Annotated in this window: 29 protein-coding genes; 8 read left to right on the top strand and 21 right to left on the bottom strand. The window is 60.7% G+C overall.

The genetic code is table 11. The features are described 5' to 3' along the window. The 6 genes from pheT to thrS form a co-directional block, all read right to left on the bottom strand. A complete protein-coding gene (pheT, locus tag J7E36_RS00870) occupies positions 1-2,379 on the bottom strand; it encodes a phenylalanine--tRNA ligase subunit beta (protein WP_214998956.1) in 2,379 nt (792 codons plus the stop codon). Positions 2,380-2,558: 179 nt separating this feature from the next. Continuing rightward, positions 2,559-3,575 (bottom strand): phenylalanine--tRNA ligase subunit alpha, encoded by a 1,017-nt coding sequence (gene pheS / locus J7E36_RS00865; protein WP_214998954.1) that lies wholly within the window; start codon positions 3,573-3,575, stop codon positions 2,559-2,561. Between the two features lie 109 nt (positions 3,576-3,684). After that, positions 3,685-4,041, bottom strand: coding sequence for a 50S ribosomal protein L20 (gene rplT / locus J7E36_RS00860; protein WP_002553161.1), 357 nt, complete (start codon positions 4,039-4,041; stop codon positions 3,685-3,687). A gap of 30 nt (positions 4,042-4,071) precedes the next feature. Continuing rightward, positions 4,072-4,266 (bottom strand): 50S ribosomal protein L35, encoded by a 195-nt coding sequence (gene rpmI / locus J7E36_RS00855; RefSeq protein WP_002553160.1) that lies wholly within the window; start codon positions 4,264-4,266, stop codon positions 4,072-4,074. 60 nt (positions 4,267-4,326) lie between these two features. Beyond that, entirely contained in the window at positions 4,327-4,878 is a 552-nt protein-coding gene (gene infC, locus J7E36_RS00850; RefSeq protein ID WP_178084319.1) for a translation initiation factor IF-3, read from the bottom strand. After that, positions 4,878-6,800, bottom strand: a complete 1,923-nt coding sequence (gene thrS, locus J7E36_RS00845) for a threonine--tRNA ligase (protein WP_214998952.1) — start codon at positions 6,798-6,800, stop codon at positions 4,878-4,880. The genes infC and thrS overlap by 1 nt, the downstream gene beginning before the upstream one ends. Before the next feature lie 374 nt (positions 6,801-7,174). Here thrS and J7E36_RS00840 point away from each other — a divergent pair, with 374 nt between their 5' ends. Then, positions 7,175-7,477 carry a hypothetical protein gene (locus J7E36_RS00840; protein WP_214998950.1) on the top strand — a complete coding sequence of 101 codons (303 nt, stop codon included), beginning with the start codon at positions 7,175-7,177 and terminating at the stop codon, positions 7,475-7,477. Positions 7,478-7,766: 289 nt separating this feature from the next. Further along, positions 7,767-7,979: a cold-shock protein gene (locus tag J7E36_RS00835; RefSeq protein ID WP_003179963.1), complete on the top strand. Its 213-nt coding sequence runs from the start codon at positions 7,767-7,769 to the stop codon at positions 7,977-7,979. A 69-nt stretch (positions 7,980-8,048) separates the two neighbouring features. Here J7E36_RS00835 and J7E36_RS00830 read toward each other — a convergent pair whose 3' ends face one another. Together J7E36_RS00830 and J7E36_RS00825 are read right to left on the bottom strand one after the other, a co-directional pair. After that, positions 8,049-8,363, bottom strand: coding sequence for an I78 family peptidase inhibitor (locus J7E36_RS00830; RefSeq protein WP_214998948.1), 315 nt, complete (start codon positions 8,361-8,363; stop codon positions 8,049-8,051). Positions 8,364-8,527: 164 nt separating this feature from the next. Next, on the bottom strand, positions 8,528-8,833 hold the full coding sequence (locus tag J7E36_RS00825) for a hypothetical protein (RefSeq protein ID WP_214998945.1): 306 nt from the start codon (positions 8,831-8,833) through the stop codon (positions 8,528-8,530). Between the two features lie 128 nt (positions 8,834-8,961). Between J7E36_RS00825 and J7E36_RS00820 the strand changes: the two genes are divergently transcribed. Then, positions 8,962-9,159, top strand: coding sequence for a hypothetical protein (locus J7E36_RS00820; protein WP_214998943.1), 198 nt, complete (start codon positions 8,962-8,964; stop codon positions 9,157-9,159). Between the two features lie 124 nt (positions 9,160-9,283). Here the strand turns inward: J7E36_RS00820 and J7E36_RS00815 are convergent, their stop codons facing one another. From J7E36_RS00815 to J7E36_RS00785, 7 genes are read right to left on the bottom strand one after another with little or no spacing between them, the layout of a single operon-like run. After that, complete coding sequence (locus tag J7E36_RS00815) at positions 9,284-10,312, bottom strand: nucleoside hydrolase (RefSeq protein WP_214998941.1); 1,029 nt, start codon at positions 10,310-10,312, stop codon at positions 9,284-9,286. A gap of 28 nt (positions 10,313-10,340) precedes the next feature. After that, complete coding sequence (gene rbsD, locus J7E36_RS00810) at positions 10,341-10,745, bottom strand: D-ribose pyranase (protein WP_214998939.1); 405 nt, start codon at positions 10,743-10,745, stop codon at positions 10,341-10,343. Further along, positions 10,742-11,656 carry a ribokinase gene (gene rbsK / locus J7E36_RS00805; RefSeq protein ID WP_214998937.1) on the bottom strand — a complete coding sequence of 305 codons (915 nt, stop codon included), beginning with the start codon at positions 11,654-11,656 and terminating at the stop codon, positions 10,742-10,744. The genes rbsD and rbsK overlap by 4 nt, the downstream gene beginning before the upstream one ends. A gap of 24 nt (positions 11,657-11,680) precedes the next feature. After that, entirely contained in the window at positions 11,681-12,700 is a 1,020-nt protein-coding gene (locus tag J7E36_RS00800) for a LacI family DNA-binding transcriptional regulator (protein ID WP_214998935.1), read from the bottom strand. 3 nt (positions 12,701-12,703) lie between these two features. Continuing rightward, positions 12,704-13,681 carry an ABC transporter permease gene (locus tag J7E36_RS00795; protein ID WP_214998933.1) on the bottom strand — a complete coding sequence of 326 codons (978 nt, stop codon included), beginning with the start codon at positions 13,679-13,681 and terminating at the stop codon, positions 12,704-12,706. After that, positions 13,678-15,231, bottom strand: coding sequence for a sugar ABC transporter ATP-binding protein (locus J7E36_RS00790; protein WP_214998931.1), 1,554 nt, complete (start codon positions 15,229-15,231; stop codon positions 13,678-13,680). The genes J7E36_RS00795 and J7E36_RS00790 overlap by 4 nt, the downstream gene beginning before the upstream one ends. 56 nt (positions 15,232-15,287) lie before the next feature. Further along, positions 15,288-16,244, bottom strand: a complete 957-nt coding sequence (locus tag J7E36_RS00785; RefSeq protein ID WP_214998929.1) for a sugar ABC transporter substrate-binding protein — start codon at positions 16,242-16,244, stop codon at positions 15,288-15,290. A 296-nt stretch (positions 16,245-16,540) separates the two neighbouring features. Here J7E36_RS00785 and J7E36_RS00780 point away from each other — a divergent pair, with 296 nt between their 5' ends. Both J7E36_RS00780 and J7E36_RS00775 read left to right on the top strand, forming a co-directional pair. After that, a complete protein-coding gene (locus tag J7E36_RS00780) occupies positions 16,541-16,819 on the top strand; it encodes a DUF1654 domain-containing protein (protein ID WP_214998927.1) in 279 nt (92 codons plus the stop codon). Between the two features lie 5 nt (positions 16,820-16,824). Continuing rightward, positions 16,825-17,514 carry an endonuclease gene (locus tag J7E36_RS00775; RefSeq protein ID WP_214998925.1) on the top strand — a complete coding sequence of 230 codons (690 nt, stop codon included), beginning with the start codon at positions 16,825-16,827 and terminating at the stop codon, positions 17,512-17,514. Positions 17,515-17,655: 141 nt separating this feature from the next. On the opposite strand, the gene J7E36_RS00770 is transcribed toward J7E36_RS00775, so the two are convergent. Next, a complete protein-coding gene (locus J7E36_RS00770; protein WP_214998923.1) occupies positions 17,656-18,021 on the bottom strand; it encodes an SPOR domain-containing protein in 366 nt (121 codons plus the stop codon). A 247-nt stretch (positions 18,022-18,268) separates the two neighbouring features. On the opposite strand from J7E36_RS00770, the gene csrA reads away from it, so the two are divergent. Further along, positions 18,269-18,463 (top strand): carbon storage regulator CsrA, encoded by a 195-nt coding sequence (gene csrA, locus J7E36_RS00765; RefSeq protein ID WP_003179932.1) that lies wholly within the window; start codon positions 18,269-18,271, stop codon positions 18,461-18,463. 197 nt (positions 18,464-18,660) lie between these two features. On the opposite strand, the gene J7E36_RS00760 is transcribed toward csrA, so the two are convergent. The 3 genes from J7E36_RS00760 to J7E36_RS00750 form a co-directional block, all read right to left on the bottom strand. Beyond that, on the bottom strand, positions 18,661-19,116 hold the full coding sequence (locus J7E36_RS00760) for a DUF2214 family protein (protein WP_214998921.1): 456 nt from the start codon (positions 19,114-19,116) through the stop codon (positions 18,661-18,663). Positions 19,117-19,317: 201 nt separating this feature from the next. Next, positions 19,318-20,700: a cysteine--tRNA ligase gene (cysS, locus tag J7E36_RS00755; RefSeq protein WP_214998919.1), complete on the bottom strand. Its 1,383-nt coding sequence runs from the start codon at positions 20,698-20,700 to the stop codon at positions 19,318-19,320. A gap of 21 nt (positions 20,701-20,721) precedes the next feature. Continuing rightward, positions 20,722-22,419, bottom strand: coding sequence for a glutamine--tRNA ligase/YqeY domain fusion protein (locus tag J7E36_RS00750; protein WP_214998917.1), 1,698 nt, complete (start codon positions 22,417-22,419; stop codon positions 20,722-20,724). 249 nt (positions 22,420-22,668) lie between these two features. Here J7E36_RS00750 and J7E36_RS00745 point away from each other — a divergent pair, with 249 nt between their 5' ends. Both J7E36_RS00745 and lpxH read left to right on the top strand, forming a co-directional pair. Further along, positions 22,669-23,172 (top strand): peptidylprolyl isomerase, encoded by a 504-nt coding sequence (locus J7E36_RS00745; protein WP_214998915.1) that lies wholly within the window; start codon positions 22,669-22,671, stop codon positions 23,170-23,172. Further along, positions 23,169-23,921: a UDP-2,3-diacylglucosamine diphosphatase gene (gene lpxH, locus J7E36_RS00740; protein ID WP_214998912.1), complete on the top strand. Its 753-nt coding sequence runs from the start codon at positions 23,169-23,171 to the stop codon at positions 23,919-23,921. The genes J7E36_RS00745 and lpxH overlap by 4 nt, the downstream gene beginning before the upstream one ends. 131 nt (positions 23,922-24,052) lie before the next feature. Here the strand turns inward: lpxH and J7E36_RS00735 are convergent, their stop codons facing one another. Then, positions 24,053-25,582: a DHA2 family efflux MFS transporter permease subunit gene (locus tag J7E36_RS00735; RefSeq protein WP_214998910.1), complete on the bottom strand. Its 1,530-nt coding sequence runs from the start codon at positions 25,580-25,582 to the stop codon at positions 24,053-24,055. Between the two features lie 192 nt (positions 25,583-25,774). Beyond that, positions 25,775-26,977 carry an HlyD family efflux transporter periplasmic adaptor subunit gene (locus J7E36_RS00730; RefSeq protein ID WP_214998908.1) on the bottom strand — a complete coding sequence of 401 codons (1,203 nt, stop codon included), beginning with the start codon at positions 26,975-26,977 and terminating at the stop codon, positions 25,775-25,777. Between the last annotated feature and the right edge of the window lie 5 nt (positions 26,978-26,982).

Genomic DNA, 26,982 nt, shown 5'->3' with positions numbered 1-26,982 from the left:
TCACTTCCTTAACGTGGCGTTCAACCTGGTTTCGAGCGAGGTGAGGATGTTTTGCGTTGCGGTATTCACCTCATCGTCATTAAGAGTGCGCGATGGATGCTGCCAGGTCAAGCCGACGGCAAGGCTTTTTCTATGCGGATCAATGCCTTTACCCTGATACACGTCAAATAGCCTGAGGTCCGTCAGCCATTCGCCTGCATTTTCACGGATTACCGCCAGCACAGCACTGGAGGCCACCTCGCGATCGGCCAGCAACGCCAGGTCACGGCGCACTTCAGGAAAGCGCGATAACTCCTGGAATTTCGGCATTTTCCCCAACGCCACTTCGGCCAGGATCAGCTCGAAGACGAACACCGGACGATCAAGTCCGAGGTTCTTCGACAGTTCAGGGTGAATCGCGCCGACGTAGCCGACTTCACGCCCGTCGCGCTCAATGCGCGCGGTCTGCCCCGGGTGCAGTGCCGGATGCTTGCCCGGTACGAACGTGAACGCGTCGAGCGCCCCGGCGAAACCGAGTACCGCTTCCACGTCAGCCTTGACGTCGAAGAAGTCAACGACATCGCGGCCTTGTGCCCAGCCTTCCGGCAGACGGCTACCGCAGACGACACCGGCCAGCATCGACTCCTGCTTCAAACCGTCCAGTTGACCGACAAAGCGCAGGCCACTTTCGAACAGGCGCACGCGGTCCTGCTGGCGGTTCAGGTTGTGCTGCAGCGACTTGACCAGGCCAGGCCACAGAGACGAGCGCATGGCCGCCATGTCGTTGGAGATCGGATTGGCCAGCAACAGCGGCTCGACGCCCGGGCTGAACAGTTCGAACTGGCGCGGATCGATGAAGCTGTAGGTGATCGCTTCCTGATACCCACGGGCCACCAGCAGTCGGCGCAGTTCCGGCAGGTCGCTACGGGCTTCAGCCTTGGCCTGTGGGGCCAGGCGAGCTTGCGGGTAGCGAACCGGCAGGCGGTTGTAGCCGTACAGGCGGGCCAGTTCTTCGATCAGGTCGACTTCCAGGCTGATATCGAAGCGATGGCTTGGCACTTCGACACGCCACTGCCCTGCTCCATCGGCGCTGATGTTCAGGCCCAGGGCGCCAAGCAGACGCTCGACTTCGGCAGCCTCCATGTCCATCCCGAGCATCTGGGAAATGCGCTGGGCACGCAGGGTGACCGGGGCAATTTTGGGCAGGTGCTGCTCGCTGACGGCCTCGATGATCGGGCCGGCTTCACCGCCGGTGATGTCCAGCAGCAAGCCAGTGGCGCGCTCCATGGCTTCACGGGCCAGTTGCCAGTCCACGCCGCGCTCATAGCGGTGCGAGGCGTCGGTGTGCAGGCCGTAGGAACGAGCCTTGCCAGCGACTGCGATCTGGTCGAAGAAGGCGCTTTCGAGGAACACGTCACGGGTGGTCGCGGAAACGCCGCTGTGCTCGCCGCCCATCACGCCGGCAATCGCCAGGGCGCGGGAATGGTCGGCAATCACCAGGGTATCGCTGCGCAGGCTCACTTCCTGGCCGTCGAGCAATACCAGCTTCTCGCCCTCTTCAGCCATGCGCACGCGGATGCCGCCGTTGATTTCGGCAAGATCGAACGCGTGCAGCGGTTGGCCCAGCTCCAGCATCACGTAGTTGGTGATGTCGACAGCAGCATCGATGCTGCGCACGTCGGCGCGACGCAGGCGCTCGACCATCCACAGCGGCGTCGGCTTCGACAGGTCGACATTGCGGATAACACGACCCAGGTAGCGCGGGCAGGCTGCCGGTGCCAATACTTCGACCGAACGTACTTCATCGTGCACCGCCGGTACGGTTGCGACCACAGGACGCGTCACCGGAGCGGCATACAGTGCACCGACTTCACGGGCCAGACCGGCCAGGGACAGGCAGTCGCCACGGTTCGGCGTCAGGTCGACCTCGATGCTCGCATCGTCCAGGCCCAGGTATTCACGGATGTCCTGGCCGACCGGCGCATCGGCCGCCAGCTCCATCAGGCCATCGTTGCCTTCGCCAATCTGCAGTTCGGCCTGGGAGCACAACATGCCGTTGGATTCGACGCCGCGCAGCTTGGCTTTCTTGATCTTGAAGTCGCCGGGCAGCTCGGCACCGATCATGGCGAACGGGATCTTCAGGCCCGGACGCACGTTTGGCGCGCCGCAGACGACCTGGAAGGTCTCCGTGCCATTGCTGACCTGGCACACCCGCAGCTTGTCAGCGTCCGGGTGCTGTTCGGTGCCCAGCACCTCGCCCACTACCACGCCGCTGAACTCACCGGCGACCGGTGCAACGCTATCGACCTCAAGGCCGGCCATCGACAGGCGAGCAACCAGCTCGTCCCGGCTTACCTGCGGGCTTACCCAGCCGCGCAGCCATTGTTCACTGAATTTCATCCTGTCCCCCTAATAGATTCGTTACCGACTGCGACCCAGGCCTTGTACGTAAAGTGCCTGCGCGACGATCATGCTGCGTTGAAAACAGGCTCGGAATGCTCATTTACAACCAGTAAACTCCGCTTCCTCGCCTGTTTTCGCCTTGCCTGATCGCCGCTCGGCGACTTTTCGTACAAGCCCTAGCGAAATTGCGCAAGGAACCGCAAGTCGTTGTCGAAGAACAGGCGCAAGTCATTCACACCGTAACGCAGCATGGCCAGACGCTCGACGCCCATGCCGAAAGCAAAACCCGAGAATTCTTCCGGATCGATGTTGGACATGCGCAGCACGTTCGGATGAACCATGCCGCAGCCCATGACTTCCAGCCAGCCGGTCTGCTTGCAGACGCGGCAGCCTTTACCGCTGCACATCACGCACTCCATGTCGACTTCGGCGGAGGGCTCGGTGAACGGGAAGTACGAAGGGCGGAAACGCACCGCCAGCTCTTTTTCGAAGAACACCCGCAGGAATTCTTCGATGGTGCCTTTGAGGTCGGCGAAATTGATGTCGCGATCAACCAGCAGGCCTTCGACCTGGTGGAACATCGGCGAGTGGGTGATATCGGAGTCGCTACGATACACACGGCCTGGGCAAACGATGCGGATCGGCGGCTGTTGCGATTCCATGGTGCGGACCTGTACCGGCGAGGTATGGGTGCGCAACAGCATGTTCGCATTGAAATAGAAGGTGTCATGCATCGACCGGGCCGGGTGATGGCCTGGGATGTTGAGCGCTTCGAAGTTGTGATAGTCGTCTTCGACCTCAGGGCCTTCGGCAATGCCGTAGCCGATGTGGGTGAAGAACTGCTCGATGCGTTCCAGGGTCCGGGTCACCGGGTGCAGGCCGCCGGAGGTCTGGCCACGGCCAGGCAGGGTCACGTCGATGGACTCTGCGGCGAGCTTGGCAGCCAGATCCGCCTCCTCGAACAATGCCTTGCGCGCATTGAGGACTTCTGTGACACGTTCCTTGGCGACGTTGATCAGCGCACCGACTTGCGGACGCTCTTCGGCCGGCAGGTTCCCCAGGGTCTTCATCACCTGAGTCAACTCGCCTTTCTTGCCAAGGTAGTGAACCCGGATTTGCTCCAGGGCATTGATATCTTCAGCGCTTTGCACAGCCTCTAGAGCTTGAGAGACCAGCGCGTCCAGGTTTTCCATGTACAGACTCCAGATACAAAATAGGGGAAGAGCTTTAAGGCTCTTCCCCTATTTATGACGTTTGACACCCAGGCCCACAGAGGTGGACCCCGGTGACTGCCGGGGGTACTTAAGCCAAGGTGGCTTTAGCTTTCTCGACAATCGCAGCAAACGCCGCTTTTTCGTTCACTGCCAGATCAGCCAGAACCTTGCGGTCGATCTCGATGGACGCTTTTTTCAGGCCGGCGATGAAACGGCTGTAGGACAGACCGTTAACACGAGCACCAGCGTTGATACGAGCGATCCACAGAGCGCGGAACTGACGTTTTTTCTGACGACGGTCACGGTAGGCGTATTGGCCTGCCTTGATTACCGCTTGCTTGGCAACACGGAATACGCGGGAACGCGCGCCGTAGTAGCCTTTAGCAAGTTTCAGAATTTTTTTGTGACGCTTACGGGCAATGACGCCACGCTTTACACGAGCCATGAGTTACTTCCTCTATTCTTGATCCAAAAATTAACGAAGGCGCAGCATGCGCTCGACTTTTGCCACGTCAGACGGATGCAGCAAGCTGCTACCGCGCAGTTGACGCTTACGCTTGGTCGACATTTTGGTCAGGATGTGGCTCTTGAAAGCGTGCTTGTGCTTGATACCGTTAGCAGTTTTCAGAAACCGCTTAGCAGCACCACTTTTAGTTTTCATCTTTGGCATGTTCGGATACTCCGCATTCAGTTGATAAACATAATCGCAAGGCCTGCCGTGCCCTGGTGATTACTTCTTCTTTTTCGGGGCGATGACCATGATCAGCTGGCGTCCTTCCATCTTAGGATGCTGTTCGACCGAACCGTACTCGAGCAGGTCTTGTTCAACCCGCTTGAGGAGTTCCATCCCCAGCTCCTGGTGGGCCATCTCACGGCCGCGGAATCGCAAGGATACCTTGGCCCTGTCCCCATCACTCAGGAAACGTACCAGGTTGCGCAGTTTTACCTGGTAATCCCCTTCCTCCGTCCCTGGACGAAACTTGATTTCTTTTACCTGAATCTGCTTCTGGTTCTTCTTCGCCGCGGCAACCTGCTTCTTCTTTTCGAAGATCGATTTGCCGTAGTCCATCACCCGACAAACCGGCGGGACTGCGTCTGCGGAAATTTCTACCAGATCAAGCTTCGCTTCTTCAGCAATACGAAGCGCTTCATCAATCGAGACGATGCCAATCTGCTCGCCGTCAGCGCCAATTAACCGAACCTCGCGTGCCGAGATATTCTCGTTGATCGGGGCTTTCGGTGCAGCTCGTTTATCTTGTCTCATTTCACGCTTAATAATAATTACTCCAAATCTGGGCGACCACGCCGGGAAACCGCTTGCGCGAGGAACTCAGCAAATTGGGCGACGGGCATCGAGCCCAGGTCAGCACCTTCACGAGTACGCACAGCGACAGTCTGCATCTCGACTTCCCGATCTCCGATAACCAAGAGAAAGGGTACCTTGAGCAAAGTATGCTCGCGGATTTTAAAGCCGATCTTTTCATTTCTCAAGTCGGACTTGGCACGAAATCCGCTTTGATTGAGAGTTTTTTCGACTTCGGCGGCAAAATCTGCCTGTTTATCAGTGATATTCATGATCACTGCCTGGGTCGGTGCCAGCCACGCCGGGAACGCGCCCTCGTAGTGTTCGATCAGGATCCCGACAAAACGCTCGAAGGAACCGAGGATCGCGCGGTGAAGCATGACCGGGTGCTTGCGGCTGTTGTCTTCGGACACATATTCGGCGCCCAGACGGATCGGCAGGTTAAAATCGAGCTGAAGGGTACCACACTGCCAGACACGGCCAAGGCAATCTTTCAGCGAGAATTCGATCTTCGGACCGTAGAAAGCGCCCTCACCCGGCTGCAGGTCGTACGCAAGGCCCGCACTGTCGAGGGCTGCGGCCAGGGCCGCTTCGGCGCGGTCCCACAGCTCATCGGAACCGACACGCTTTTCCGGACGAGTGGACAGTTTCATCTCGACTTCGGTGAAGCCGAAGTCCCGATAGACGTCCATGGTCAGCTTGATGAAGGCGGCGGATTCGGCCTGCATCTGCTCTTCGGTGCAGAAGATGTGCGCATCGTCCTGGGTAAAGGCCCGCACGCGCATGATGCCGTGTAGCGCGCCCGAGGGCTCGTTGCGGTGGCAAGCACCGAACTCGGCCAGGCGCATCGGCAATTCACGGTAGCTTTTCAGGCCCTGGTTGAACACCTGCACGTGGCACGGGCAGTTCATTGGCTTGATTGCGTAGTCGCGGTTTTCCGACTGGGTGGTGAACATGTTGTCGGCGTAGTTGGCCCAGTGCCCGGATTTCTCCCACAGGCTGCGGTCCACCACTTGCGGCGTCTTGATCTCGAGGTAACCGTTTTCACGCTGGACCTGGCGCATGTACTGCTCGAGCACCTGGTACAGGGTCCAGCCGTTCGGGTGCCAGAACACCATGCCCGGCGACTCTTCCTGGGTGTGGAACAGGCCCAGGCGCTTGCCGATCTTGCGGTGATCGCGTTTCTCGGCTTCCTCGATGCGCTGGATGTAGGCCGCCAGTTGTTTCTTGTCGGCCCAGGCGGTGCCATAGACGCGCTGCAACTGCTCGTTCTTCGCGTCGCCACGCCAGTAGGCGCCGGACAGTTTGGTCAGCTTGAAGGATTTCAGGAAACGCGTGTTCGGCACGTGCGGGCCACGGCACATGTCGACGTATTCTTCATGGTAGTACAGGCCCATGGCCTGTTCGTCCGGCATGTCTTCGACCAGACGCAGCTTGTAGTCTTCGCCACGGGCCTTGAACACCTCGATGACTTCGGCGCGCGGGGTGACTTTCTTGATGACGTCGTAGTCTTTCTCGATCAGCTGCTGCATGCGCTGTTCGATGGCCGCCATGTCTTCCGGCGTAAAAGGACGTTCGAAGGCGATGTCGTAATAGAAGCCTTCGTCGATGACGGGCCCGATGACCATTTTCGCGCTCGGGTACAGCTGCTTGACCGCATGGCCGACCAGGTGCGCGCAGGAGTGGCGAATGATCTCCAGCCCCTCTTCGTCCTTGGGCGTGATGATTTGCAGCGTGGCGTCGCTGTCGATGACGTCGCTGGCGTCGACCAGTTTGCCGTTGACCTTGCCGGCCAGGGTGGCCTTGGCCAGGCCCGCGCCGATGGATGCGGCGACCTCGGCTACGGAAACCGGGTGATCGAATGAACGTTGACTGCCGTCGGGAAGAGTAATAGTTGGCATGGCGCCTCCTCTCCTAGTGGTGACCCCTACCAAAGGTCACGTGGGTTGGGATGAGCCAGTACAAGATCCAGCCCAGGCCATTCAATGACGAACGCCTGCCTTACAGCGGCAGGAGCCTTGCGGCCAACCGTGGAAACCGAACCAGAGTGACTGGGATTCAAATCAGGGTTAAGTCGAGCATTGACCGCCGCCGGGACCTGTCGTCATCCGCAGCCTGAAAATACCCAAGCCCGGCATGCTAGCACAGATGAACGGTCATCGCCGTGCTCGAAATGAAGCGGGCGTAAAACCACGGGTTTTATGCCAGAGTGCTGAACTGAAGCAAACGCAACACCTCAGATAACAAGACATTCACCCGAAAGGAGCATCCTCGCATGCGTCTGAATACATTGTTCGCAGTAGTCGCCCCCCTCGCCCTGCTGCTCCCGCTGACCGCCCATGCCGACTGGCCCAAGGGCGAGCGCGATAAGTACATGGCCCAGTGCACGCAAGCCGCTACGCCACAGATCGGCGCGGCAGCGGCCAAATCCCACTGCGCGTGCGGCGCCGATGCGATCAAGTCCTACCCGGCCGCCGACATTCAAGCGCTGATGGACAACAAGGCACCCGAGGCATTGCAACGAAAAGCCCTCGGAGAAATCGCCAAATGCAAGGCCCAGGCCCCGGCGAAAAAGTGAGCAAAACCGACTGTTGAACCCCTTCTGAATCGATAAAACCAGCTGAATTGGCCTTTTTTTCGATGAATTTTTAAGGTTTTACAGCTTTTTTTATCGCCTCGATTTTCGGCTGAAAGCCTTTAAAACCGGGGCTTTCAGCGAGTTGAGGCGGTAAAGAAAACACGACTGATTGGCAAACAGTGCCTCTGGGGGGCTCCCAAATCGAACATTTCGACTATGATACCCGGGTGTGCCCAGTTGGCCTGAGCAGCACAGTACACTGAAAATATATGTTTCTTGGAGATACACCATGTCTAATCGCCAAACCGGCACCGTTAAATGGTTCAACGATGAAAAAGGCTTCGGCTTCATCACTCCTCAAGGTGGCGGTGACGACCTGTTCGTACACTTCAAAGCTATCGAAAGCGACGGTTTCAAAAGCCTGAAAGAAGGCCAGACCGTTTCCTTCGTGGCTGAGAAAGGCCAAAAGGGTATGCAAGCTGCACAAGTTCGCCCTGAGTAATTTCTCGGCGCGCTAAAAAAACCCCGTCCATGTGACGGGGTTTTTTATGGTCGATTGTAAAGCCGGCGATCAGCCGCAGTTCACCCGATTGACCACCAGGTTGGCATCGGTCGTGAGATTCAGGCGATCGGAACGGTACTCCAGCGTGACCATGTCATTGGGCTTGAGGATCCGGGCATTCTGCGCGCCGGCACGGGCACGGGCCTGTTCCAGCAATTGCGGTGAAGCCTGCTTGCCAATGGCGAACTCCGCCCCCTTCGCTTCACAGCGGCCGTTACCCGTCTGCGCTGCCACAGGATCAGGGGTCGACTCGGACGTACTGCTGCAACCGCTCAAGAGCGCGGTAGCCAGCAAAGTAGTCAATGACACGAGCTTCCAAGGCATGAAGCCTCCTTTCTTGATAAATAAACAGAGAACGTGCGACAGCCCAAATGGCGTTTTGGTTTCAACACCCGCCCTATCAGCCTGCCTACCTTCAGAAAACCGGCAGTTTGCCTGAGCCGGTCGTGCCGTTGCGCATTGAATCGTGTCTGAATATGAACGCCCGCTCAATAAACATCGATGTAATCAAAGGGCGGATTAGGCCAGTTGTCCTTCAGCGCGTTGTAAATCTGCATAACCCAGACCTCATCGCTGGCGGCGACGCGCCCGACATACCCCGAACCTTTCGCCCAGGTCTCGAGCCGAAACAGCAAGCCGTCGATCTCGGCGCCGCCGACCACCCCCGAAGACAGGTAGGCGATGCCCGCCTTGGTCACGCGCAGTTGGGTATGCTCGTCATCACTGGCCGAAGCCAACAGTTGACGGACGGCGTCGAGGGTCAGGCCACCAGGCGCGTTCAAATCGATCTGCACGGCGGGGCTCCTTGGAAAAATCAAAGCGCAAGTGTCGCACAGCCCTCCCCCAATGCCTAAGTCGCAGTGCCAAACCCCGGGCAAAAATGCTTAACTCAGCTTATAGCCCTTCAACTCGCGAGCCCACCATGAGCACCGTCAGCATCGAAGCCACCATCAAGGCCAAATGGTCGGAGGGCCACAGCACCTATAGCCCAAGCAGCCCGGAAGAGCTGGCGATCATCGGCATTGAGCTGTTGGTGAGGGAGTTGGGCACGGAGGTCGCCCGCGGCTTTATCCAGCAGGCATTCGAGCGCCACCCCAGCCTGATCGACGCGCAGGATTGAGGCGACACCAAGCACCTGCGGGAGCCGAGCTTGCTCGCGATAGCGGTGGTCAGCCAACATTATGGTGGGCTGAGATACCCCATCGCGAGCAGGCTCGCTCCCACAGGTCCTGTGCCAGGTACGGTTACTTGAGACGCGCCAGACGCTCGGTCAGCAGGTCAAAAAACCCTTGGGCATCACCGTTCTCCACCCAGAACGCATTCTTCGGCGCTTTCAGACCGTCGTACCAATCGACGATGGTTTGCCCGAAGGTCGGCCCTTCGCGGCTGTCGACCACGACGTTGACCGAACGACCGGTGAACAGCTGCGGCTTGAGCAGGTAGGCAATCACCGTCGCGTCATGCACCGGCCCGCCGCTCATGCCGTAGTGCTCCATGTCGCCCTTGACGTACTCGTTGAGGATATCGCCGACCAGCTTGCTGGCGTTGTTGTTAACCGCCGCGATCTGCTTAAGGCGCGCTTCGCTGGTGAGGATCTTGTGGGTCACGTCCAGCGGCAGGTACGTCAGTTTCACGCCGCTTTTGGCGACCACCTCAGCCGCCTGCGGGTCGGCGAACAGGTTGAATTCAGCCACCGGCGTGATGTTGCCGCCGTTGAAGTGCGCACCGCCCATGATCACCACTTCCTTAATGCCCTGGACAATCTCAGGTTCCTGGATCAGCGCCAGGGCCAGGTTGGTCTGCGGACCGAGCATGGCAAGGGTGATGCTATGGGGCTTGGCGGCCTTGAGGGTGTCGATCAGGTAGTTGACGGCGTTGCCCTCGGCCAGGCCCTTCTTCGGCTCGTGCACGGTGACACCCGACAGGCCTTCCTTGCCATGGATGTTTTCCGCGTAGATCGGCGTGCGCATCAGCGGCTTCGGCGCGCCGGCGTAGACCGGCACCTCTTCGCGCCCTGCCCATTCCCGGGCCAGCCGGGCGTTGCGGGAGGTCTTGTCCAGGCGCACATTGCCGGCGACGGTGGTCAACGCACGGATGTTCAGTTCCTCGGGCGAAGCCAGGGCGAACAACAACGCCACCACGTCATCGGCGCCGGGGTCGGTGTCGATGATCAGGTCGATTTTTTCCGCCGCGTGGGCGCTCGTAGCGGTGATCAGTGACAAAAGCAGCAGCCTCCGGAACAGTTGATGCATTTTCTGAGCATAGCGGTGCATGGCGCACTCCTTGTGCAAGGTTACAGGGTTAGAACGTGACGCCAGCGATCAGCACGATGTTGCAGTACGGGGAACATTCCCCTGTGCGAATAATCGCCCGGGCTTGTCGGCTAAGAATCTTGAACTGTTCGTGACTGACCAGTGCCTGGGCACCCAGCGCGCCGTCAGCCTGCAGGGCCTTCAGTGTCGTCAGGGCCGACGGCTGTTTGTCGAAGATTTCCTCGGCCAAGACGTGGCTTTCCACCTGCATCTCGCTGAGCAGCACCTTCAATGTGGTGACAAAATCAGGAATGCCATGGGTCAGGGCCAGGTCGATCAACTCGACGCCGGGCGGTACCGGCAGGCCGGCGTCGCCGATGACCACCTTGTCGCCATGGCCGAGAGAAGCAATCAATCGCGACAGTGCCACATTCAACAACGGGGTCTTTTTCATGCTTTGAACGCCTGTACTTCCAGCAACGTGGGAATGGAGGGTTGCGCACCCGCGCGGGTGACCGACAGCGCGGCGGCGACCTGGCCGAAACGAATCGCCTCGACCTCGCCCTTGCCACCTGCCAGGGCGGCGGCGAACCCGCCGACAAAGGTGTCCCCTGCCGCAGTGGTGTCCACTGCCTTGACCAGCGGGGCCGGGAAGTGCTCGAAGCTCGTGCCGTTGGCAAACATCAACCCCTGGGCGCCGAGGGTCACGATCACTTTACCGGCGCCGGCCGCGATCAGATGCGTCGCGGCGGCTTCGGCGGTTTCCAGGGAGTCCACCGCGAGCCCGCTGAGCATTGCGGCTTCGCTTTCGTTGGGAATCAGATAATCGACGTAGGCATACCAGTGGGCCGGCAACGCATGGGAGGCCGGCGCCGGGTTGAGAATGACGATCTTGCCCAACTCACGGCCCCGCTTGAGCGCATGACCCACCGTGGCGTCCGGCACCTCCAGCTGGCAGATGATCACCTCGGCGCCTTGCAGCACCTCATCGACCCGGTCCAGGACCTCGGGCGTCAGCGCGCCGTTGGCGCCGGCCACGATCACGATCGCATTCTGGCTGTTATCGTCGACGACGATCAGGGCCACGCCGCTGGAGCCGTCCACGACGCCGACTGCCTGGCAATCGATACCCTCGGCCAGCAGCGCCCCGCGCAATTGCTGGCCGTAGGCATCGCTGCCCACGCAACCGACCATGGACACCTGCGCGCCCAACCGTGCGGCGGCCACCGCCTGGTTGGCGCCCTTGCCGCCCGGGATGGTGGAGAACGACTCACCGATCAGCGTTTCGCCGCCGCGGGGCAAACGTGGCGCCCGGGTCACCAGGTCCATGTTCAGGCTGCCTATTACCACTACTTTTGCAGACATACGTCACTACTCATTCATTCGGTTTCAGCGGTATTGGGCGAAGGTGCCGGACAGCGGCGCAGTTGACTCACGCAAGACAATGCTGGGTGTCACGATCCGCTGATCGGTGGCGATCCCCGGCGTCGCAATCCGTCGCAGGAGCACTTCGGCCGCCATCTCGCCCAATTGCAGGATCGACTGTCCGACCGTGGTCAGCGCCGGGTACACATAGCGGCTCATCTGGATGTCATCGAAACCGATCACCGACAGTTCGCTGGGCACGCGCACGTTGCGTTCAGCCGCAGCGCGCAACACACCGATGCCGATCATGTCGTTGGCCGCGAAAATCGCACTGGGCGGCTGCCGGTCGAGCAACCCGGCCGCCGCACGATAGCCGCCGGTGCTGGTGAAATCGCTTTCCAGCATGCGCTCGACGGGCAATTCGATCCCCGCTTCTTTCAGCGCCCGGCAATAACCCGCCAGGCGCATCTGTGCCACGCTGGTCTCGGCCGGCCCGCCGATAAAGGCGATGTCACGGTGACCCAGCTCCAGCAAGTGGCGGGTCGCCAGGTACGCGCCGTATTCATGGTCGATGCGCACCAGGTCCGCGTCGACGCCATCGAGCCCACGGTCGACGATGACCATGGGCGTGCGCACGCTGGTCAGGCCTTCGGCCAGGCCGACGTCACCACCAGCAGACGCAACGATCAGGCCGTCGATGCGTTTTTCCAGCAACACCCGCAGATAACTGCGCTGCTTGTCCGGGTTATCGTCGGAGTTGCAGAGGATCACGCAATAGCCGTTGCGCTCACAATAATCCTCGATGCCCCGGGCCAGTTCGGCAAAGTACGGGTTGAGGCTGTTGGGCACCAACAGGCCGATGGTCGCGGTGGTCTTGGCCTTGAGCGAACGGGCGACGGCGCTGGGCACGTAGTCCAGGCGCTCGATGGCTGCCTCGACCTTGCGCCGCACCTCGTCACTGACCGGCCGCGTCTTGTTCACCACGTGGGACACAGTCGTGTAGGAAATCCCCGCGAGCGCCGCCACATCCTTGATCGTCGCCATGGTTCAGGCCCGCCGACTGGCGCGCTGGCTGCGGTAGGTATCGAGCACGACCGCGACCACGATCACCGCACCGGTGATGATGCGCTTGGTCGGCTCGGTGGCACCGATCTGCGCCAGGCCTGCCGCGAGCACGGAGATGATCAGCACGCCGAAGAAGGTGCTGATGACCGAACCGCGCCCGCCCATCAGGCTGGTGCCGCCGATGACCACGGCTGCGATGACCTGCAATTCGAGCCCGGAGCCGGCGTTCGGATCTGCGGCTTCCAATCGGGAAATCTGGAACAGCGCCGCCACACCGGCCAGCAAGCCCATCAGGCTGAACACCAGGATCTTGTAGGGCTTTGGATTGATGCCCGCCAGGCGCACGGCTTCTTCATTGGTGCCAATGCCGATCAGGTAGCGGCCGAACACCGTACGGGTCAGCACGGCCTGGGCAATGAAGATCACCAGCAAGGCAATGATGAACGACGGTGAAATGCCGAAGGCGATCGGGTTGGACAGCCAGGCGAACGAGTCGCCGATGTAGGCGGTCCGCGAGCCGGTCATCTGGTACGCCAGGCCCCGGGCCATTTCCAGCACGCCGAGGGAGACGATGAACGACGGGATCCGCCACGCCACGGTGATCGAACCGGTGACGGTTCCCGCCAGCGCCGCCACGGCCATGCCGAGCAAGGCCGACGGCCAGACGCTCCAGCCCCAGCCGAGTACGGCCACGCTGACCGTCGATGCCGCCAGGGCCAGCACCGACCCGACCGACAGGTCGATGCCGCCGATGATCAGAATGAACGTCATGCCGACCGCCAGCACCATCAGGTCGGGAATCTGGTTTGCCAGGGTGCTGAAGGTGTCATAGGACAGGAAATGGCTGCTCAGGCTCGAGAACAGCGCGACCATTGCCAACAAGGCGCCGGCCAGGCCCAGGTAGGTACCCAGGCCATAGAAGTTGCCAGTGGATTTACCGATGGCAGGTACGGTTTTCATGAAAGATCCCTAGGCGCTGCCTCGTTGAGCAACGCATCACGTTTCTGGTAGCCGGCAAATGCCGCCGCAAGCAAGTCATCCTGGGTCCAGCTGTCGCGCTCGAACGTGTCGATCAGCCGCCCGGCGGAGAGCACGCCGATCCGGTCACAGATCAGCATCAGTTCGCGCAAATCACTGGACACCACGACCAGCGCCTTGCCCTGGCGCGTCAACTCACCGAGCAATGCATAAATGTCGAATTTGGCGCCGACGTCGATGCCACGGGTTGGCTCGTCGAACAGCAGCACTGAACAATCGCGTTCGAGCCAGCGGCCGATCACGACTTTCTGTTGATTGCCGCCGGACAGCTCGGACACCAACTGCGTCGGGCTGGAACTGCGGATGCGCATCGCATCGATCTGCCGCTGGGCCAGGCCGAGTTCATCGCTGCCATTGACGACGCCGGCGCTGGAAATCTCCGGCATGTTGCCCAGGGCAATATTGGCCGCGATCGATTGCGTCAGCAGCAGGCCTTCGCCCTTGCGGTCTTCGGTGATCAATGCGATGCCGTGGGCCACCGCATCGGCCGGGGAACGAATGTTCGCGACCTTGGCCGGCGAACCCAGCGCGACACTGCCGCTGTCGGCGGCGTCGGCGCCAAAGATCAACCGCAACAGCTCGGTACGCCCTGCCCCGATCAGGCCGGAGATGCCGAAGATCTCGCCGCTGCGCACTTCGAAGGACACGTCGCAGACCTTGTCGGAACGGGTCAGGCCCTTGACCGTCAGCGCCGGTGCGCCAATCTGGCGTGGGCCCAGGTCGATGTGCTCGCCCAGCTCCCGGCCGACCATCAGGGTCACCAGTTGCTCGCTGTTGTAGTTGGCCATCGGCTCGACGCAGACCAGGTTGCCGTCACGCAGTACCGCGATGCGCTGGGCCACCCGCGCCAATTCTTCGAGGCGATGGGAAATGTAGATGATCGACACGCCCCGGGCCTGCAGACGGGTGATCTGTTCGAACAGCATCTCGACTTCGCGCGCCGTCAGCATGGCGGTCGGCTCGTCGAGAATCAGCACGTGGCAATCGCCGATCAGGTTGCGGGCGATCTCGACCATCTGCTGGTGACCGATGCCCAACTCGCCGACCAGCGTGTCGGGATCGATCGCATCGAGCCCCACCTGGGCCATCGCTTCGATCGCCGCTTTGCGCAATTGCTTGCGATCGATCCAGCCGCAGTGGCTGGGCAGGTTGTCGAGAAACAGGTTTTCGGCCACGGAAAGGGTCGGCAGCAGATTGAGCTCCTGCATCACCATGCGCACGCCCAGCTCTTCAGCCTGGGTACGGCTGCCGGGACGATAATCCTGCCCTTGAAACTGCATCTGCCCGGTCGTCGGCGTCACCAACCCGCCGATGATCTTGGACAAGGTGCTTTTGCCGGCGCCATTCTCACCGGTCAGCGCCAGCACTTCACCGCGCATCAACGTCAGGTCGATGCCGCTCAGTACCGGCTGGGCATAGGTTTTACCGATGCCGCTGACAGTCAAGACAGCGTTCGGGTCGAAAACGGACATAAAAACTCTCCATGCGCTCGCCCGGATGGGCGAGCGCCACTCCATCGCCAGGGTGATTACTTCGTAACCAGCTCGACCGGCGTTTCGATCACGCCGTTGGCGCCGCTGTCGACTTTCTCGCCCTTGAGCATCTTCAAGGCTGTCTCGATACCGAAGACCGCCTGCTTGGCAGCGAACTGATCGGCCGTCGCCAGGACGCGACCGTCCTTGAGCATCGGCTTGATGGCGTTGATGTTGTCGTAACCGACCACTTGCACCTTGCCAGCCTTGCCCGCAGCACGCACGGCGGATACCGCACCGACTGCCATGCTGTCGTTACCGGCCAGCAGCGCCTTGATGTTCGGGTATTCGCTGAGCATCGACGCGGCTACCTGGTTGCCCTTGTTGATTTCCCAGTCACCCGACTGCAGCGACACGACCTTGACCTGCGCCGCTTCCATCGCATCCTTGAAGCCCGCGGTGCGCGCCTGGGCATTGGTGGTGGTGGACACGCCCTCGATGATGCCGACTTCGTCACCGGCCTTGAGCTGCTTGGCCAGGTATTCACCGACCAGGCGGGCGCCCTTGCGGTTGTCCGGGCCTACGAACGGCACGTTGATGTTCTTGCTCTTGACCACGGCAGGGTCGAGTTGGTTATCGATGTTGATGACGGTGATGCCGGCGTCGACGGCTTTCTTGATCACCGGCACCATCGCTTTGGAGTCGGCAGGCGCGATGATCAGGGCGTCGACCTTGGACACGATCATCTGCTCGACGATGCGGATCTGGTTGGCGGTGTCGGTTTCGTCCTTGATCCCGTTGGAGATCAGGTCGAAATCGGCGGAGTGTTCTTTCTGGTAGGCCTTGGCGCCGTCTTCCATGGTCAGGAAGAATTCGTTGGCCAGGGATTTCATGACCAGGGCGACCTTGGGTTTTTCAGCGGTCTGGGCGAATGCCGAGGAGAGAGGCAGCGCAGCGGAGGCGGCCGCGAGCATTGCAACAGCGAGAAGGCGTCCAGCGAATGGCAACTTCATGGGTTCACTCCGATCTTATGATTATTGTGAGCAAATCATTGCACGGAACGCCGCGCAAACGTTTGCGTGAGGTGAACTATGGTAAGGGTTTCAGAATTTGTCAACGTTGCCATTTCAACCCCGACGCCTTGGATCGATTCGTCCCGTCAGCTCTGGTAGCGAAAGGTACAGCGGTCAGGTTTTTCTGTCGCGGCTAGAAATAAAGATTTTTTTCCTACATCAAAACGCCAAAAGCGCTGTCAGACGATTTTCTTGAATTTTAAGTAGTTGCGTAAAAGCCTACGGTTAAATACTGTATGCCCGTACAGCTTAATAAGGATAATCCTGTGGCCCCGCCCTCCGCTGCAACTACCCCTTTGGATTCCTATGGGCGACTCGCCCTGCGGGTCTCGAAAATCATCAATGGCCCCACCGCGCAAAAAGCCAAGGCCGCGCTGATCTTCCGGCTGCCCGATGAGCCAGTGGATGAGTGGGAGCGTCTTCTGGAAGAAATCGATGAGAACGACAACGTGACCCTCGCCTATCGCGACGATGGTGGTGTGCAGGTTTTCTGGGTTGTGCCGAAGGAAGATTGAGCGTGATGAGTGTTCGCTGTTTTGCGTTATTGCTTGCGTTGGTAGCGATGGGGGCGCAGGCCGCTGCGCCGCGCACCTTCAACGAAGCCAAGAAAGTCGCCTGGAAGCTCTACGCACCGCAATCCACCGAGTTTTATTGTGGCTGCAAGTACACCGGCAACCGTGTGAATCTGGCCGCCTGTGGCTACATACCGCGCAAGAATGCCAGCCGTGCGGCGCGCATCGAGTGGGAACATATCGTTCCGGCGTGGGAGATCGGTCATCAGCGCCAATGCTGGCAACAAGGCGGGCGCAAGAACTGCACCCGCTACGACCCGGTCTATCAGCGGGCCGAGGCCGACCTGCACAATCTGGTGCCGAGCATCGGCGAAGTGAATGGCGACCGCAGCAACTTCAGTTTCGGCTGGTTACCGGTGCAGAAAGGCCAGTACGGCTCGTGCCTGACCCAGGTGGATTTCAAGGCCAAGAAGGTCATGCCCCGCCCTTCCATCCGAGGCATGATCGCCCGCACGTACTTCTACATGAGCAAGCAGTACGGCCTGCAATTGTCGAAGCAGGACCGACGCCTGTATGAAGCCTGGGACAAGACCTACCCGGTCGAAAGCTGGGAGCGCCAGCGCAACCAGAGCGTGGCGTGCGTCATGGGGCGCGGGAACGAGTTCGTCGGACCGGTGGATATGAAGGCCTGCGGCTGACCTCGCATTTGTGAACGCCCCCATCAAAACCTGTGGGAGCGAGCCTGCTCGCGATAGCGGTAGATCACTCAACATCTGCATAGGCTGATCCACAGCCATCGCGAGCAGGCTCGCTCCCACAATTGATGGGATGCTGCCCGATTATTGGGCCGTCGGGTAATCCACCACCTGCGTTTCGATGTTGCGCTTTTTCGCCCGGACCAGCGCGGCAGTGACCTGCTCCTGACTGGCTTCGGCTTCGGCCTTTGAATTGAACGGGCCGACCAAGACCCGGTCCTTGCCGTTTTCCTTCACCACGTTCGACATGAAGCTGTGCTCGATAAGCCACCCGGTCAGGTCGCTGACCGCCTGCGGCGTCTCGCCCCGAACCTCGACCGCCCACTGCGGCGCGGCAGCTGCGGCTGATACGGAAGTCGCGGCGGGTCTGGGCTTCGATGCCTGGACGTCGCGTCCTTCACCACAGCCTGCCAGCATCAACACCGCGGTAACCCAAGCCAATTTGCGCACAACGTTTCCTCTGGAAGACATGAGGCGAAGATTTTAGCACCCACGCCCGACAAGAACCCCGTAAACAGTGCGCAAAACACAAGAATCCTGCCCTGCCTCTCTGTATAGTCGCACCCTGGGAATTAATGCAGCATCTGCACGTCAGAAAGAGGCACCCACATTGTGACACTTAGCACTAATCTATAAGCAGTACCGACATCTGCACTGTCTGAATCAGGTGCCCTATAAAGCAATCAAGGAGAACACCATGCTGATACTCACCCGCAAAGTCGGTGAAAGCATAAACATTGGTGACGACATCACGATCACCATTCTGGGCGTTAGCGGCCAACAGGTCCGGATCGGCATCAATGCCCCGAAAAACGTCGCGGTGCACCGCGAAGAGATCTACCAGCGTATTCAGGCAGGCCTTACCGCCCCCGACAAGCCGCAGACTCCCTGAGCCCTGCAGCAGTCCGTAGCCAGCCCGTTTGCATCGCCGCAATGGCTGGCTAAAGATTCTGGCCGACCGCGCCTTTACCTTGCTCCATCCCGCCTTTGATTTTCGTCCAGCCCGTGAACCGATACTAATGGCATGGCTCGTAGCATGGCTGTCAGACGTTTCGTTTTAATGGCGCTGAAGCAGGCGTTCGCGGCCGGTCAGCCCAGGCTTACGCCCCGCGCCATGCCCGTGGCTGCCACCACCATCAAGATCAGCAGCAAGGCTTCGATGTGGCTGATGCGGGCAAACCGACCGGCCCGCGAAGCATCGATCGCCGCCCCTTTGCCCAGGGCGATGCGCCATTTGATGAGGACGATCATCGGCGCGATTTCCAGCAACAGGATCAGCAGCAACAGCGTCATCTTCAGGTGAAACAGCGGTTGGTGCAGGTAATAATCCGAGCCTTTCTCGTAGCCGCCGAACGCCCGCATCCCCCCGGTTATCAGTAGGACCAGCGCCGACAGGCCCCACACGTTATCCGCCATCAACACGTTGCGCACCGCATCCGCGCCGCCCGCCAGGCGCCGCAGCGCCGTGCCGCGGGTGAGCACTGCCCAGAAGCCGAGGGCGAAGGCCAGGAGATGGATTGCTGCGAGAGACCAATGAGCCAACATGAGAGAGACGCCTGTCAGTGAACGTCGAATCGACCTGACAGTACTAGCTCATAAAAGAGGAATCAGCAGGCCGGGCACAAAAAAAACTGTGGGAGCGAGCTTGCTCGCGAAGGCATTGGATCAGTCAACAGGGATGTTGATTGATAGCTTGCTATCGCGAGCAGGCTCGCTCCCACGGGTTCAGCATCCGACTGAGGGAGGTCAGTCCGCCAAGCGCCAGGTCGTCCCGCCCTTCCCGTCTTCCAGCACCACGCCCATGGCGGTGAGCTGGTCGCGGATGCGGTCGGATTCGGCCCAGTCCTTGTTCGCCCGCGCGCTCAGGCGCGCCTGGATCAAGGCCTCGACCTTGGCGGCGTCCACACGGCCTTCGGCGCCGGCCTGGAGGAAGTCATCGGCTTCGAGCTGCAACACGCCCAGGACATTAGCGAGCTCCTTCAGGCGCGCCGCCAGACCCGCCGCAGCATTAAGATCGCTCTCACGCAGGCGGTTGATCTCGCGCACCATCTCGAACAGCACCGCGCAGGCTTCCGGCGTGCCGAAGTCGTCGTTCATCACATCGGTAAACCGCGCCACGAATGCTTCGCCACCGGCGGCGGGCACCTTCGGCAGGCCTTTCAACGCGTGATAGAAACGCTCCAGGGCGCCCTTGGCGTCCTTGAGGTTGTCTTCCGAGTAGTTGATGGCGCTGCGGTAGTGGCTCGACACCAGCAGGTAACGCACGACCTCGGGGTGGTACTTGTCGAGCACGTCGCGGATGGTGAAGAAGTTGTTCAAGGACTTGGACATCTTCTCGCCGTTGATCCGGATCATGCCGCAATGCATCCACGCGTTGGCGTAGGTCTTGCCGGTGGCCGCTTCGCTCTGGGCGATTTCGTTTTCGTGGTGCGGGAATTCCAGGTCGCTGCCGCCGCCATGAATGTCGAAGGTTTCACCCAGGCAGCAGGTGGACATCACCGAGCATTCGATGTGCCAGCCCGGGCGCCCGGCGCCCCATGGCGACTCCCAGCTCGGCTCGCCCGGCTTGGCGGCTTTCCACAGCACGAAGTCCAGCGGGTCCTGTTTCGACTCGTCGACTTCGATGCGCGCACCAATGCGCAGGTCTTCGATTTTCTTGCGCGACAGCTTGCCGTAGCCCATGAACCTGGCGACGCGGTAGTACACGTCGCCATTGCCCGGCGCGTAGGCATAACCCTTGTCGATCAGGGTCTGGATCATCGCCAACATGCCGGGAATGTGGTCGGTGGCACGCGGCTCCAGGTCCGGCTTGAGGATGTTGAGGCGCGCCTCGTCCTCGTGCATGGCCTGGATCATGCGCTCGGTCAACGCATCGTAAGGTTCACCGTTTTCGCGGGCGCGATTGATGATCTTGTCTTCGATGTCGGTGATGTTACGCACGTAGGTCAGGTCGTAGCCGCTGAAACGCAGCCAGCGGGTTACGAGGTCGAAAGCGACCATGCTGCGACCATGGCCGATGTGGCAGTAGTCGTACACGGTCATGCCGCACACGTACATGCGTACCTTGTTGCCATCCAGCGGCTTGAAGACTTCTTTGCTCTTGGTGAGCGTGTTGTAGATCGTAAGCACAGGGTTTCCCTTAAGACTTGATCACTGACCCCAGGAATCGCGCAAGGTCACGGTACGGTTGAATACCGGAGCACCTGGTTTCGAGTCCTTGATATCCGCGCAGAAGTAACCTTCGCGCTCGAACTGGAAACGGTCTTCCGGCTGTGCGTTGCCCAGCGAAGGCTCGGCACGACAACCCGTGAGGACTTGCAGGGAGTCAGGGTTGATGTTGTCCAGGAAGCTGGCGCTGTCTTCAGCCTTCTCCGGGTTCGGCGAACGGAACAGGCGATCGTACAGGCGCACTTCGCACTCGACGCTGGCGGCGGCCGGCACCCAGTGGATCACGCCCTTGACCTTGCGCCCTTCCGGGTTCTTGCCCAGGGTCTCGGGATCGTACGAGCAACGCAGCTCGACGATGTTGCCGTCGGCGTCCTTGATCGCTTCGTCGGCACGAATCACGTAGCTGCCGCGCAGGCGCACTTCACCGGCCGGTTCCAGGCGCTTGTAGCCTTTTGGCGGCTCTTCCATGAAGTCGTCACGGTCGATGTAGATTTCCCGGGCGAACGGCAGGACGCGAACGCCCATGTCCTCTTTCGGGTGGCAAGGCAGTTCGAGGTTCTCGACCTGGCCTTCCGGGTAGTTGGTGATCACGACTTTCAGCGGACGCAGCACGCACATGGCGCGCGGGGCGCTGTGGTCGAGGTCGTCGCGGATGCTGAATTCCAGCATGCCGAAGTCCACCACGCCGTCGGAACGGTTGGTGCCGACCATCTCGCAGAAATTGCGGATCGATTTCGGCGTGTAGCCACGCCGACGGAAGCCCGACAGCGTCGACATGCGCGGATCGTCCCAGCCATTGACGTGCTGCTCGTCCACCAGTTGCTTGAGCTTGCGCTTGCTGGTGATGGTGTAGTTCAGGTTCAGGCGGCTGAATTCGTACTGGCGCGGGTTGGCCGGCACCGGCAGGTGCTCCAGGAACCACTCGTACAACGGACGGTGGCTCTCGAATTCCAGGGTGCAGATCGAATGGGTGATGCCTTCGATGGCGTCCGACTGACCATGGGTGAAGTCATAGTTGGGGTAGATGCACCACTTGTCACCGGTCTGGTGGTGATGGGCGTGACGGATGCGGTACATGATCGGGTCGCGCAGGTTCATGTTCGGCGAGGCCATGTCGATCTTGGCCCGCAGCACCCGTGCACCGTCCGGGAATTCGCCGGCGCGCATGCGAGCGAACAGGTCCAGGTTCTCTTCCACGCTGCGCTCACGGAACGGGCTGTTCCTGCCCGGCTCGGTCAGGCTGCCACGGTATTCCTTGGCCTGTTCGGGGGTCAGGTCGCACACGTAGGCCTTGCCGGCCTTGATCAGCTCCACGGCCCAGTCGTGCAACTGGTCGAAATACTGCGAGGCATAGCGCACCTCACCGGACCATTGGAAACCCAGCCACTTGACGTCGCTTTCGATCGCGTCGATGTATTCCTGGTCTTCCTTGGCCGGGTTGGTGTCGTCGAAACGCAGGTGCGTGACGCCGCCGAACTCCTGGGCCAGGCCGAAGTTCACACAGATCGACTTGGCATGGCCGATGTGCAGGTAGCCGTTGGGCTCCGGTGGAAAACGGGTAACGATCTGTGTGTGCTTACCCGAATCCAGGTCCGCCTGGATGATCGGGCGCAGGAAATTGACCGGCACGGCCGGGCCGGTCTTGGAATTCGAGGTAGGGTCGACAGTGGGCTTGCTCATAGGATCCTTGAACAGACAAGTGCGCGGCCGGGTGCGGCCTGATAAATCAAAGCCCGTATCATAGCCGATGCTGTCAAGCACCTGACAGGCCAGGCCGGCAAACGATTGAATTTAATCGACGACCCGATGAAAAACAGCCTCGAAATTCGTGCCCGGCGCGCTAAACTGCCCGGCCTGGCCGATCATAGCCAGACCGGTTGCGGGCCTCACAGCCCCGAAACCCACGAATTCCCAGAAAGAGAAGCCATCATGAGCAAAGTCAAACTGACCACCAACCACGGTGACATCGTCCTGCAACTGAACGCCGAAAAGGCGCCATTGACCGTTGCCAACTTCGTTGAGTACGTCAACGCCGGCCACTACGAAAACACCGTGTTCCACCGCGTCATCGGCAACTTCATGATTCAGGGCGGCGGTTTCGAGCCGGGCATGAAGGAAAAGAAAGACAAGCGCCCAAGCATCAAGAACGAGGCCAATAACGGCCTGCCGAACAAGAAGTACAGCGTTGCCATGGCCCGTACCATGGAGCCGCATTCGGCCTCCGCGCAGTTCTTCATCAACGTGGCGGACAACAGCTTCCTCAACCACAGCGCCGAAACGGTGCAGGGCTGGGGCTACGCGGTGTTCGGTGAAGTGATCGAAGGCACCGACGTGGTCGACAAGATCAAGGGCGTTTCCACCACGTCCAAGGCCGGCCACCAGGATGTCCCGGCAGAAGACGTGATCATCGAGAAAGCCGAGATCATTGAGTGATACTGCTGATTTCAGACTTACATCTGATCGATGCGCGCCCGGACATCACCCGGGCGTTTCTGGATTTACTCGCCACCCGCGCCCGCTCGGCGCAGGCGTTGTACATCCTCGGTGATTTTTTCGAAGCCTGGATCGGCGACGACGCCATGACGCCCTTCCAGCGTTCCATCTGCCAGGCCCTGCGCGAACTGAGCGACAGCGGCACGGCCATCTTCCTGATGCACGGCAATCGCGACTTCATGCTCGGACAAGCCTTCTGCAAAGCGGCCGGCTGCACCCTGCTCAAGGACCCGAGTGTCGTGCCGTTCAACGGCGAGCCAGTGCTGCTGATGCACGGCGACAGCCTCTGCACCCGCGACGAAGGCTACATGAAGCTGCGCCGCTGGCTGCGCAACCCGGTCACGCTGTTCATCCTGCGTCACCTGCCACTGGCCAGCCGGCAAAAGCTGGCGCGCAAACTGCGCAGCGAAAGCCGCACCCAGGTGCGCATGAAAGCCAACGACATCGTCGACGTCACGCCCGAAGAAATCCCGCGGATCATGCAGCAATACGGCGTGAAAACCCTGATCCACGGCCACACCCACCGCCCCGCCATCCACAAGCTGCAACTCGGCGAACATGCAGCCAGGCGCATTGTGCTGGGGGATTGGGACAAGCAGGGCTGGGCCTTGCAGGTGGATGAACAGGGGTTTGCGTTGGCGCCGTTTGGGTTTGCCCCGCCTCCACAACTGGCAGCTCCGTCTCACTGACGCCAAACATATCCCCCCTGTGGGAGCGAGCCTGCTCGCGATAGCGGCATGCCAGTCACTGATGAGCTGACTGATACACCGCTATCGCGAGCAGGCTCGCTCCCACAGGGGAATTGCATTTCAATTCCCGGTCAGTGCCCACTCGCCTCCGGCCCCGCCTTCGCCGCAAACGGCGGCTTGGCCAGCCACACCAACACGATCAACCCCATGAACGCCCAACCCAACAGCGTGAAGTAATCCACCGTGGAGAGCATGTACGCCTGACTCGTCAGCACTTGATCAAGCTGCGCATAGGCCGGCGCACTGGCGCCACCGAGCTGGTTGAGCGCCTCGCGGGTGGCCGGTTCAAACGTGCTGATACTTTCACTGAGATAGGCATGGTGCAGGTCGGCCCGACGGATCCAGATCCAGGTGGTCAGCGATGCCGCAAAGCTGCCGCCCAGGGTCCGCAGGAACGTCGCCAACCCGGCGCCGTCGGCAATCTGCTGCGGCGGCAGGTCCGACATCAGGATGCTCAGGGTCGGCATGAAGAACAGCGCCACGCCGATGCCCATGAACAACTGCACCAGGGCGATGTGCTGGAAATCGACCTCGTTGGTGAACCCGGCGCGCATGAAGCAGCTCAGGCCGATGGCCAGGAACGCCAGGCCGGCCAGCAGGCGCAGGTCGAACTTGTGCGCGTATTTGCCGACAAAGGGCGACATCAATACCGGCAGGATCCCGATGGGCGCCACGGCCAGCCCGGCCCAGGTGGCGGTGTAGCCCATCTGGGTCTGCAACCACTGCGGCAGGATCAGGTTGATGCCGAAGAACCCGGCATAACCGCCCACCAGCACGATGGTGCCGATGCGGAAGTTGCGGTAGGCGAACAGTCGCAGGTTCACCACCGGATGGTCGTCGGTCATTTCCCAGATCACGAACACCGCCAGGGCCACCAGCGAAATCAGCGCGCCGACGATGATGAAGTTCGATTCGAACCAGTCCAGGTCGTTGCCCTTGTCGAGGATCACCTGGAGCGCGCCGACACCGATGATCAGCGTGATCAACCCGACGTAATCCATTGGCTGGCGGCTGGTCACCACTGGCCGCGCCTTGAGCTGCTGGCGCACCACCATCGCCGCGAAGACGCCAATGGGCACGTTGATGAAAAATATCCATGGCCAGCTGTAGCTGTCGGTGATCCAGCCCCCCAGAATCGGCCCGGCTATCGGCGCCACCACCGTGACCATCGCCAGCAACGCCAGGGCCATCCCGCGCCTGGCCGGCGGGTACACGGCAATCAGCAGCGTCTGGGTCATCGGGTACAACGGCCCGGCCACCAGCCCCTGGAGCACGCGAAAGCCGATCAGCTCGGGCATCGAGGTGGAGATTCCGCACAAGAACGACGCGAGCACGAATAGCATCGTTGCCCACAAAAACAGCTTCACCTCACCGAACCGCCGGCTCAGCCAACCGGTCAGCGGCAGCGCGATGGCGTTGCTCACCGCGAACGAGGTGATCACCCAGGTGCCCTGCTCCGAGCTGACGCCCAGGTTGCCGGAAATGGTCGGCAAGGCAACGTTGGCAATGGTGGTGTCGAGCACCTGCATGAACGTCGCCAGCGACAGCCCGATGGTGCTGAGCAACAGGCTGGGCGGCGTGAAGGACGCGTTATTGCTCATTGCGAAATCCTATGAAGCGAAACGGACGGGACGAATTCGCGGATGAATCCGGTGGCGAGACCAAACACTGTGGGAGCGAGCCTGCTCGCGATAGCGGTGCATCAATCACCACTCAAGCAAGCAGTTGCGACGCCATCGCGAGCAGGCTCGCTCCCACACTGGACCTCGGTGCACAGGTCAAGCCATGGGTGACTAACGCTGTACGGTCTTACCCACCGCCGCGCTGTTCTCGTGGATCAGCCGCGTGATCATCGCGTCGGCGTCGGCCAGCTGGCGGTCGTAGACCTGGGTGCTGAACGAGGCTTTCTGCGGTGGCTGCTGGGCCAGCACCGGGCCGCTCTGGTCGTGCAGATTGACGCTGACCTGGGTCGACAGGCCGACCCGCAGCGGGTGCTTGGCCAGTTCCTCGGCGTTGACATGAATGCGCACCGGCACTCGCTGGACGATCTTGATCCAGTTACCGGTGGCGTTCTGTGCCGGCAACAAGGCAAACGCACTGCCGGTCCCCGCGCCAAGGCTGTCGATGGTGCCGCTGTACTTCACGTCGCTGCCGTACAGGTCGGTCTCGATGTCCACCGGTTGGCCGATGCGCATGTCACGCAGTTGGGTTTCCTTGAAGTTGGCGTCGATCCACAACTGGTCCAGCGGAATCACCGCCATCAACGCCGTGCCCGGCTGCACCCGCTGGCCCAGCTGCACGGTGCGCTTGGCGACGTAACCGGTGACCGGTGCGATCAAGGTGGCGCGGGCGTCGGCCAGGTAGGCCTGGCGCAATTGCGCCGCAGCGGACTGCACGTCGGGATGGGACGACACCACGGTGTCATCCACCAGTGCGCTGGTGGTCTTGAGCTGCTGCCGGGCATTGGCCAGGGCGTTTTGCGCCGAGGTCAAATCGTCCCGGGCGTGGGACAGTTCTTCCTGGGAAATCGCCCCGCCAGCCGCCAGGTTCTTGCGCCGGTTGTAGTTCTCCTGGGCTTTCTGCACTTCGGCCTCTTGAGCGTTGACCTGCGCGCGCATGCCGTCGACGTTGCTGTACAAGCCACGCACCTGACGCACGGTGCGGGCCAGGTTGGCCTGGGCACTTTGCAGCCCGACTTCGGCATCGTTCGGGTCGAATTGCACCAGCACCTGGCCTTCACGCACCAGGTCGCCGTCGTCGGCGCCGATGCTCACCACCGTGCCGGTGACTTGCGGGGTGATCTCCACCACGTTGCCATTCACATAGGCATCGTCGGTGCTTTCATTCCAGCGGCCATACAGCTCGTGCCAGGCCCAGACGCCCAGGCCGGCAAGGATGACGATGACCGCCAGGGCCAGCAGCATGACCTTGCGCTTGCGCGAGTTGCTGCGGTTTTGGGAATTCTCGGTGGGTTGTGCAGTGTCGGCAGTGGCCATGACAA

This window comes from Pseudomonas fluorescens, from assembly GCF_018614775.1.
Lineage (GTDB): Bacteria > Pseudomonadota > Gammaproteobacteria > Pseudomonadales > Pseudomonadaceae > Aquipseudomonas > Aquipseudomonas fluorescens_BY.
The sequence above is the reverse complement of the archived record's forward strand: the minus strand, read 5'-3'. Positions and strand labels throughout refer to the sequence as shown.